Here is a 9,799-nt window from a genome sequence, read left to right on the forward strand (position 1 = left end):
CAGGTTTTCGAACGTGTAATCGTCTCCGATGACGGCCCGCCATCCGTCGGTGCCGAACTTGATCTTTTTGGTAGCCATGTAATCGCTATAAGTTGAATTCAAACAAAAAAACACCGAGCCTGGTGGCCGGCCGGAAGGGGAGGTGCGTGAATAGCCGGCGCCCGAGACTCAACGATCGTCACACAACAAGACGCATCCGGGAGGCGTACACGTTATTCGCCGAAATTAAGGGTGCCCGCCCTATATATGCCACCGCAGGCCTGTTTCCTCGGGAAATATACCCTCACGCCGCCCGTTCGACGCGCCGGCCGGCGGCCATCAACTCGCGCGCACTCTGCAACGCCGCGTCGGTGATCTCGGCGCCGCTGATGAGCGAGGCCACCTGGCGGACACGCTCGGCGTCGGGCAGGCGCGTGATCGTCGAGTGGGTCCGGCCGTTTTCGACGTGTTTGGCTACCCGGTAGTGTACGTCGCCCATGGCGGCGATCTGGGCGAGGTGGGTGATGGCGATAATCTGGTGGTACTGCCCGAGGTCGCGCATGCTCTCGCCCACTTTGTTGGCGATCGTGCCCGAGATGCCGGCGTCGATCTCGTCGAACACGAGAATCGGAAGCCGCTCGCTCTTCGCGAGGATCGTCTTGAGCCCGAGCATGATGCGGCTGATTTCGCCGCCGGAGGCGACCCGCGCCAGGGGTTTGAGGGACTCGCCGGGGTTGGTGGAGATGAAGAACTCGACCTGGTCCATGCCATTCGGGTAGGCTTGTACGCGCTGCCCGGCCTCGTCCGTAATCCAGCCGGCGGAGGAGGGGGCCTGCGTGAAACGGACTTCGAATCGGCTGTGCGGCATCCCCAGCCGGCCCAACTCGGCCACGATCGCTTTCACGACCCGATCCCCCCCTTCGCGTCGTTTCCGCGACAGCCGGCGGGCCGTATCCGACAGCTGTGCCTGGCGCTCCGCGATCTTCTCCTTCAACACGCCTATGGCGCCCTCGAAGTTGACGGCCAGCTCGTAGCGGGCGCCTATATCTTTACGATGCGCCAGCACGGATTCGAGGGTGCCGCCGTAGCGCCGCTTGAGGGTTTCGATGTCGCCCAGACGCGAACGGATGAAGGCCAGACGCTCGGGGTTGAACTCGATCCGCGCGTTGTAGTCCTGCAGGAAATGCGCCAGCTCGGCCACCACGATCTGGGCGCTTTCGGCCTCTCGAGCGGATTCTTCGAGGCCGGCGTCGATCCGCGCGAGGTCCTGCAACTCGTTACGGACCCGCACCAGATGGTCGTTGACGGCGTTGTCGGACTCGTACAGCAGGTCGTACAATTGGATGGTCGCCTCGTACAGGCGCTCGGCGTTGGCCAGGATGCGCTCTTCGCCTTCGAGCGCATCTTCCTCCCCCTCCTCGGGCCCGATGGCGTCGATCTCTTCGATCTGGAATTCGTACAGTTCTTTCTGCTGGCGGAGGTCGCGCTCCTGGGCGACGAGGGTGTCCAGCTCGCGCACGAGGGTGGCGGTATCCCCGTGCTGGGCCTGGTAGCGGGCGAGGAGGTCTCCCAGGCCGGCGAACTGATCCAGCACATCCACGTGCGTCTCTGTCCGCAGCAGCATCTGGTGCTCGTGCTGGCCGTGGAGGTCGATCAGCTGGCTGGCGACTTCGCGGACGACGTTTAGCGGCGCCGGCGTGTCGTTCACGAACGCGCGGCTCTGGGCGGCGGAGATCTCGCGGCGGAGGATGATCTGATCCGCGGGGTCGAGGTCGTTTTCCTCCAGCAGTTTCCGAATCCGGCCCGAGCCCGTGTTGTCGAACAGGCCCTCGATGATCGCCTTCTTCGCGTCCGTCCGGATCACCTCCAGCGAGGCCCGCTCGCCGAGGATCATCTTCAGCGCCCCCATCAGAATCGACTTGCCGGCCCCTGTCTCCCCCGTGATGATGTTCAGGCCGCTTTCAAATTCCACGGTGAGCTCTTCGATCAACGCATAGTCGCGGATGTAGAGGGAGCGGAGCATGCTAAGGCAAAAGGCAAAATGGAAAAGGCAAAAGGCGAAATGGAAAAGGCAAAATGGAAAAGGCAAAAGGCAAAATGGAAAAGGCAAAAGGCAAAATGGAAAAGGCAAAAGGCGAAACGGGGGAATGGCTTATCATTCAATCCCAGTGTTCGCTGCGCGTTCGTTTCACGAGCCCAGAGGAATCTACAGCTTTTTTTTAGATGTGCATACTATATGTCTGAGTCGATGCGTGAACGTCAAAGACCCCTCCCCTTACTTCCCTAGACGCGAATCACACACCCGGCATACCCTCCATGCCCGCAGCATCGCACCCATTTTACCTTTTTCATTTTACCTTTTACCTTCACTTCCCATGGCAGTGCTTGTACTTTTTGCCGCTGCCGCAGGGGCAGGGATCGTTGCGGCCGGTTTTTTCGCCCACGACGACGCTCTGGGGTCCGGCGGTGGGGTCGCGGTCGGCGGCGGAAGGCTCCTTTCCGCCAACCCCGTAGGACGGTGAATCGGTGGGCTGACTGGCCTGGGCGCGTTTCGGGTCGAGCCGCTGTTGAGCCGGGCGGGCGGTCCGCCGCGGCGCGGCGGCGTTGTTGACGAGTGGGCCGGCTCGGAAGACGAACGACACGACGTCCTGGTTGATGGTATTCATCATCTCCCCGAACAGCCGGAAGGCCTCGATCTTATACTCGACGAGCGGGTCGCGTTGGCCGTAGGCGCGCAGGCCGATGCCTTCCTTGACCTCGTCGAGGCCGCGGAGGTGCTCCGTCCAGTGTTCGTCGATGAACACGAGGAGGGCGACGCGTTCGAGGGCGTTGTTGATCGCGTGGCCCTGGGACTCGGCGGCGTCGGTCACGCGAACGGTGACGCGCATGAGCCGGCGGCCGTCGGTGAAGTCGACGAAGATCCGCTCCGGTTTCTGCTCGGCGTCGCTTTCAAGCAACCGCGTCATGCTGTCGGCGAACGGGCGGGCGAGGGCTTCGCGTTTCCGGGTGTAGTACTCGGTGGCGGCGGCCATCACCTTGTCCGTCACCCCGTCTTCGCCGAGCCGGGCGAAGGTCTCCTGGTCGATGTCGAAGTCCAGGGCGAGGACACGCAGCAATTCTTCGCGCAGGCCGGCGAGGTCGCCCTCGGCGTATCGGGCGGGGACGATGTCGCGGACGAGCTTCTCCAGCATCTCCATGATGTCCCCGCGCATGAAGTCGCCATGGATGGCGTTGATGCGGCGGGTGTAGACGACCTGACGCTGGGCGTTGAGCACGTCGTCGTATTCGAGCTGGCGCTTGCGGATGCCGAAGTTGTTTTGTTCGACCTTTTTCTGGGCGCGTTCGATGCTTTTGTTTACCCACGGATGGGTGATCACGGCGCCTTCTTCCAGATTGAGCCGATCCATCACCCGCGCGACGCGGTCGCTCTTGAAAAGGCTCATCAGGTTGTCTTCCAGCGAAATGTAGAACTGGCTCTCGCCGGGGTCCCCCTGCCGGCCCGCGCGGCCGCGTAGCTGGAGGTCGATACGCCGGCTCTCGTGGCGCTCGGTGCCGATGATCGCGAGGCCGCCGAGTTCACGCACGCCGGCGGCGAGTTTGATGTCGGTGCCGCGGCCGGCCATGTTGGTGGCGATGGTGACGGCGCCCCGCTCGCCGGCTTCGGCGACGATGAGCGCTTCCTGCAGCGCGCGGTCCCTCCGGGCGTTGAGCACGTTGTGTTTGATCTTGCTCCGCGTCAGCATGCGGCTGAGCGTCTCCGAGACTTCCACCGTTGTCGTGCCCACCAGCACGGGCTGCCCCTTCTGGTTGTACTCGGTGATCTTTTCGATCACGGCGTTGAACTTCTCGCGCCGCGTCTTGAACACGAGGTCGTCCAGGTCCTTACGTGTGACCGGTTTGTTCGTGGGGATGACGACGACATCGATCTTGTAGATCTTGAAGAACTCCTCCGCCTCCGTCACAGCCGTGCCCGTCATGCCGGAGAGCTTGTGGTACATGCGGAAGTAGTTCTGGAGGGTGATGGTGGCGTACGTCTGGGTCGCCGCCTGCACCTTCACGTTTTCCTTCGCTTCGATCGCCTGGTGGAGTCCGTCGGAGTAGCGCCGGCCGGACAATACGCGGCCGGTGTGTTCGTCGACGATCATCACCTTGTCTTCCTGGACGATATAGTTGATGTCCTTCTCAAACAGGGTGTAGGCCTTCAGCAGTTGTTCGATGGCGTGGAGTCGCTCGGCGCGGTCCGAGTAGGTGGTATAGAGTGTGCGCTTTTTTTCCGCCAGTTCACTGCCCAGCAGCCGGAGGTCGTTCTCCAGTTTGTGCTGGCGCTTTTCTGGCGTGAGATCGTCCATCTTCCGGATGCTTTCTTCGAGGGCCTTCACGGCGTCGGCGTGCGCCTTTTCCATGAGCGCCGTCTCTTCCCCGATGTCGGGGAGGACGAAGAGGTTCACGTCCTGATTGGAGGCTTTGGCCGTGTAGACGCGGCCTTTCTCCGTCATCTCGATGGCATGCTGTTTTTCGTCGAGCGCGTAAAACAGCTCTTCGTCGACAAATGGCATGTTCTTGGCGTTTTCCTGCAGGTAGAAGAACTCGGTCTTCTGGCGGAGTTGCTCGACGCCGGGCTCGTTGATGAGCTTGACGAGGCGGTTGTTTTTGCGGAAGCCGCGGTGGGCGCGGAGGAGGGCGAGGCCGGCGGTATCTTCGTATTCGTTGGCCTTCTTGTTCTCGCCCGCGGCGCGCGCTTCATCGCGCATTTTGAGCATCTTCTCGGCCTCGGCGACGAAGCCGGCGACGAGTTTCTGCTGGGCTTTCACGAGCTGGTCGACCGGCGGCTTGAGTTCGTCGAAGCGCGAGTCGTTGGCCTGGGGAACCGGGCCGGAGATAATGAGCGGCGTGCGGGCCTCGTCGATGAGGACGGAGTCCACCTCGTCGACGATCGCGAAGAAGTGCTCACGCTGCACGAGATGATCGGCCTCGGTGACGAACGAGTGGTCTCGCAGGTAATCGAACCCGTACTCGTTGTTGGTGCCGTAGGTGATGTCCACCCGATAGGCGGCCCGCCGGGCTTCGGTGTGGGGCTCATGGCGGTCGATCACCGCCGTTGTGAGACCCAGAAAGTGGAAAATCGGCCCCATCCACTCCTCGTCGCGCTGGGCGAGGTAGGGGTTGACGGTGACGAGGTGGACACCACGGCCGGCGAGGGCGTTGAGGTACACCGGGGCGACGGCTACGAGGGTCTTGCCTTCACCCGTCTTCATTTCGGCCACCCGCCCCTGGTGGAGCGCGATGCCGCCGATGAGCTGGACATCGTAGGGAACGATGTCCCAGTTCACTATGGAGCCGCCGGCTTTCCACGACTGCCCGACGAGGCGCTCGCAGGCGCTCTTCACCACGGCGAAGGCTTCAGGCAACAATTCTTCCAGCACATCCTCCACGGTATCCAGCCACTGCTGATCGATGGCGTCCAGCTCTTCCGAAAGACGTCCGCTTTCCTCGATCGACAGTTCCGACGGCTGCCCGTCGCCGCTGGCGGCTTGCTCGGATAGGCCCGTTCGCAACTCGTGCCGGATCTCGTCCCGCCGCGCCTCGATATCCGCGACCGCCTCGTGGATGCGCGCCTTGAACTCGCCCGTCTTGGCCTTCAGTTCGTCATCCGAGAGGGTCTTGCACTTCGCGTACCAGTCGTTGATTTCCCCAACGGTCGGCCACAGTTTCTTGAGGTCGCGTTCGTTCGAGTCGCCGCCGAAAAGCTTCTGGATAAACTTGATCATGGAAAGGACTCATGCAATGCGTGATGAACCGGCGCGCGCATGGCGCTGGCTCCATCCGAACGCGCTCGGGTAGCGAGTTGATCCGATCGCCGCCCGCCGCCGGGCACGGATTTCATGTTTCTGCGGCCGCGGGTGGGTTATCCAACAAAAAAGGCAACCGGCGCCTGACGCGCCGGTTGCCCTCGTATTCTGACGTTTACGCCGGATTACTTGACCGCGTCGAGCTCAAGCGCGAGTTCGATCGTCACTTCTTCTCCCACCACGAAGCCGCCGGCTTCGGTGAGGTTGTCCCACTTCAGGTTGAAGTCGAAGCGGTTGATGACTGTTTCGGCTTCGAAACCAACCTTGGCCGTCTCCATCATCTTGCCGGCGCCGAGGTATTCGGCCTCGAACACGACTTCCTTTGTGACGTCGCGGATCGTGAGGTCGCCCACGAGCTCAAACGTGCTGCCGCTGATGTTGCGGACCGCCTTGCTCTTAAAGGTCATCGCCGGAAACTGCTCGGCGTTGAAGAAGTCATCCGAGCGGAGGTGGTTGTCGCGGCGCTCGTTGCCGGTGTTGATGCTGGTCGTCTTGATCGTAGCTTCGGCCTGAAGAGTGCTCAGGTCCTCGCCGTCCATCGAGACATTCGCATCGTAGTCGGAGAACTCGCCGCGCACGTTGCTGATGCCCAGATGACGCACCTTGAAGCCCACTTCGGAGTGTGCCTTGTCGGCCGTGTAGGTTGTGGCCAGCTGGCCCAAAGTAATAAAGCCCGCCAGCGGAAGGATGACCGCAAGCAGAGCGAAGCGTACGTGTTTAAACATATTTTTTTTCGTATCTGAATGGTGTGACGCGTTTCGATAGACGAAATGTGTCGCTTGATGTGTGGTTTAACGCTGTTTCGACGTTTGGTTTCCGGCTGTTCGGATTCGTTACGTTGTGTTAACAGACGCCCCGTCGGCCGATCTCATTCCATCCTGGATCCCCCTTTGCTGGCAGATGTAGAAAACGGGCAGATGTAGAAAACGGGCCGATGTAGAAAACGGGCCGCCTCTCGTAATCACCCGTCCTGGAAGTGCCGCATGACGCAACATAACCCTTTATGGTTGAGCCGGCTCGTTTGTATCTGGTGTCTCCTCTCCGCGTCCGCCGCACCGGCTCTGGCCCAGCGAGAGTCGTCCGGCTTTGCCTTTCTCCAACTCGAGCCCTCGGCCCGTTCGGCCGCTCTCGGCGGGTCGTTTGCGGCGATGTACGATGACGACATCAACGGGATGTTCTACAACCCGGCCTTGCTGAGCGACCTGGTTGATCGCCAGCTTTCGGTGTCCTTCCTCAACCATGTGAGCGACCTCCGAGCCGGCTTCGCCGCCTATGGCTTCCAGTTGGGCGGCCTGGGGCAGGCCGGTCTGGGCGTTCGCTTCCTGGGCTGGGGCGATCTCACCGAACGCGACGCGGCCGGCGAGGAAATCGGCTCCTTCAACGCGTCCGATATCGCTTTCACCCTCGGCCTCGCCCGCCGATTCGACGACCATGTCCTCCTGGGCGCCAACGTCCATTCCATCTTCTCCCGCATCGGCGACTTCAACGCGTCCGCTCTCGCCGCGGATGTCGGACTGTTGTACCACACGCTCGACGGCGGCTTTACGGCCAGCGCCTCCGTGCACAACCTGGGCCTGACGCTCAACTCGCTCGGGGCAGTGGAGGACGAACTCCCGCTCGACGTTCGTGTCGCTCTCTCCCGCAGACTGCGCTACCTCCCGCTGCTGGTCACCGTCACCGGGTACAACCTCCAGTCGATCGGCGAGCTGGGTTCCGGGGCGACGGGCTTCGACGAGGCCATGCACCATGTAGCCGTCGGGGGCGAGTTTCAGTTCAGCGAAGGGTTCAACCTGCGTGTAGGCTACAACCACCGCCGGCACGAGGCGCTCAAGTTCAAGAGCCGGCTCGACTTCGCCGGCTTCGGGTTCGGCGCCGGCATCAAAGTCTCCCGCCTTCACTTCGACTACGCCTTCAGCTCCTGGTCCTCCTTCGGCGGCCTCCACCAGCTGACGCTCCGCACGACGGTCTGATGGGTTTAAGGTTCGTGATTTAAGGACATCCCTTAAACATGTCATCCCTTGAACTTCGAACCTTGAACCTTATACCGCGCCCGGCATATCCGGGCGCCGTCACAGCGTTGTTACCCAACCCGCTGAAATTAAGTTGGAGGTATCGGGTAATCTGGTAAGGGACTTGCGCATATAGCAGGGTAGGCAGTCGATCACGCTGTCTTTCTCCTCTCGCTTTATCCCGTACCGAATATGAACGATCCCGCGAAGATACGTGTGCTCATCGAGCGCGCCCGTGAACGCCCGCGCTCCGCCAGTTCCGATCTCCCGGCGTTTTTGAAGCGCGTCCCCCCGGTGGCCGGCAAACACTCGCCACATCCCCCTGCCTCGCCCCTCCGCGTCGCCGCCGGCCTGGAACCTTACACACCACCGCTCGACCGCGCTCGCGCCGCCCATTTGCTGCGCCGGACGGGCTTCGGTGCTTCGCCGGCGCAGATCCAGGCGCTCGTTGGGAAAACCGCCGCGGAAGCCGTGCACGAGATCGTTGCCCGCGCCCTGGACCGCGACGCCACGCCGTTCCCCGGGCCACCTGTATGGGTCGATGAGCCACTCCCCGACTTCAGCGGTCCCCAGGAGGTGATCGATGCGTTTATCGAGGCCAACATCGCATGGGTCGGCGAACTCATCAACGGGTGGATGGGGCTCTTCCGGCCGGTCGGCTTCCGCGAGCGAATGGTGCTCTTCTGGCACAACCACTTCGTGACGCAGGTGGACGACTACTTTCTCGCGACTCAGGCCTATCGCTACCTGGCCATGCTGCGCGAACACGCGTTTGGCGATTTTAAGGCGTTTGTCCGCGCCGCCGGCAACGACCTATCCATGCTCTCCTACCTGAACGGCGAAGACAACCGCGTCGGCGCCCCCAACGAGAACTACGCCCGCGAACTGCTGGAGCTGTTCACGATGGGGCAACAGGATAAAGACGGGAACGACAACTATACCCAGGAAGACATCGCCGCGATCGCCCGCGCGCTCACGGGCTGGGTGATCGACTACATCGCGAACGAGCCGGAGTTCGTACAGGTCTTCCACGATCGCGGCGAAAAGACCTTTCTCGGGCGAACGGGTAATTTTGGATATGACGAGGTCGTCGACATCGTCTTCGAGGAGCGCGCGCCGCAGATCGCGTACTTCATCTGCGCCAAACTCTATCAGGAATTCGTGTACGCCGTGCCGGATCCCGACATGGTCCAGGAGATGGCCGGCGTCTTTCTCGCCAATAACTTCGCCATCGAACCCGTTGTCTCGGCCATGCTCACCAGCGCGCACTTCTTCGATGAGGAGGTGGTCGGCGCCCAGATTTCCAGCCCGGTCGACTGGCTCGTGACCCTGTACGGCAACACCGACCTTGTGCCGGATCCGGATCGTGTGGACCTGTTTGTCCGCCTCGCCGGCTTCATCGAGCAGCAGCTTCTCAACCCGCCTAACGTCGCCGGCTGGCCGGGATATCGGACGTGGCTTACCACCACCTCGCTGCCCATTCGCTGGCTGATCTCCGACTTCCTCCTCTTCGGCGACAACGGCCAGCAACCGCTCGATCTACTGCCCCTCACCGCACAATTCCCAGAGGCGACTGATCCGCTCCACGCCTTTAAACTGCCTATCGCCTTCGCCGAGCACTTCTTGAACGTCCCGCTCGACACGCTCGACATCGGCGCCGTCGCCGATCCGTTCAGCGGGGACCTGGTCAACAATCCGATCCCGCAGGAGGTGCTCGATGCGCCGGCGTACGAACGCGACCTGGCCAAGATCTTCCTCGGCGGGGTGCCGTGGTACGAGTGGAACCTCGAAGAAGACCTCGCCCCCTGGACGCTGCTCTTCTTCGCCCGCTACCTGAGCCAGTTCCCCGAATTCCACCTCACCTGATGCCGCGCGCCGGGTACCGCCGCGATCCTTCCACGTCTTTTATCGCCTGAAGCTATGTGTGATCATCCTCATCCCACCCGCCCCGCACCCCGTTAC

The 9,799-nt window shown here is 62.0% G+C and carries 5 protein-coding genes; 2 read left to right on the forward strand and 3 right to left on the reverse strand.

Going from position 1 to position 9,799, the window contains the following annotated elements:
• Nucleotides 1-283: 283 nt before the first annotated feature.
• The 3 genes from recN to SH809_17960 all read right to left on the reverse strand — a co-directional run bounded on the left by recN (nt 284) and on the right by SH809_17960 (nt 6,553).
• Nucleotides 284-2,002, reverse strand: a complete 1,719-nt coding sequence (recN, locus tag SH809_17950; protein MDZ4701600.1) for a DNA repair protein RecN — start codon at nt 2,000-2,002, stop codon at nt 284-286.
• Between the two features lie 343 nt (nt 2,003-2,345).
• The gene (secA, locus tag SH809_17955; protein MDZ4701601.1) at nt 2,346-5,747 is read right to left on the reverse strand and encodes a preprotein translocase subunit SecA; all 3,402 of its coding nucleotides are present in this window, start codon (nt 5,745-5,747) and stop codon (nt 2,346-2,348) included.
• A gap of 206 nt (nt 5,748-5,953) precedes the next feature.
• On the reverse strand, nt 5,954-6,553 hold the full coding sequence (locus SH809_17960) for a YceI family protein (GenBank protein ID MDZ4701602.1): 600 nt from the start codon (nt 6,551-6,553) through the stop codon (nt 5,954-5,956).
• 258 nt (nt 6,554-6,811) lie between these two features.
• Here SH809_17960 and porQ point away from each other — a divergent pair, with 258 nt between their 5' ends.
• Both porQ and SH809_17970 read left to right on the forward strand, forming a co-directional pair.
• Entirely contained in the window at nt 6,812-7,798 is a 987-nt protein-coding gene (porQ, locus tag SH809_17965; GenBank protein ID MDZ4701603.1) for a type IX secretion system protein PorQ, read from the forward strand.
• Between the two features lie 231 nt (nt 7,799-8,029).
• Nucleotides 8,030-9,703 carry a DUF1800 domain-containing protein gene (locus tag SH809_17970; protein ID MDZ4701604.1) on the forward strand — a complete coding sequence of 558 codons (1,674 nt, stop codon included), beginning with the start codon at nt 8,030-8,032 and terminating at the stop codon, nt 9,701-9,703.
• The last annotated feature ends 96 nt before the right edge of the window (nt 9,704-9,799 follow it).

The sequence above is a fragment of the Rhodothermales bacterium genome (assembly GCA_034439735.1).
GTDB lineage: Bacteria > Bacteroidota > Rhodothermia > Rhodothermales > JAHQVL01 > JAWKNW01.

Coding starts and splice junctions, on each gene's coding strand:
- SH809_17970 (MDZ4701604.1), top strand. CDS start 8,030: ATGAACGATCCCGCGAAGATACGTGTGCTCATCGAGCGCGCCCGTGAA.
- recN (MDZ4701600.1), bottom strand. CDS start 2,002: ATGCTCCGCTCCCTCTACATCCGCGACTATGCGTTGATCGAAGAGCTC.
- secA (MDZ4701601.1), bottom strand. CDS start 5,747: ATGATCAAGTTTATCCAGAAGCTTTTCGGCGGCGACTCGAACGAACGC.
- SH809_17960 (MDZ4701602.1), bottom strand. CDS start 6,553: ATGTTTAAACACGTACGCTTCGCTCTGCTTGCGGTCATCCTTCCGCTG.
- porQ (MDZ4701603.1), top strand. CDS start 6,812: ATGACGCAACATAACCCTTTATGGTTGAGCCGGCTCGTTTGTATCTGG.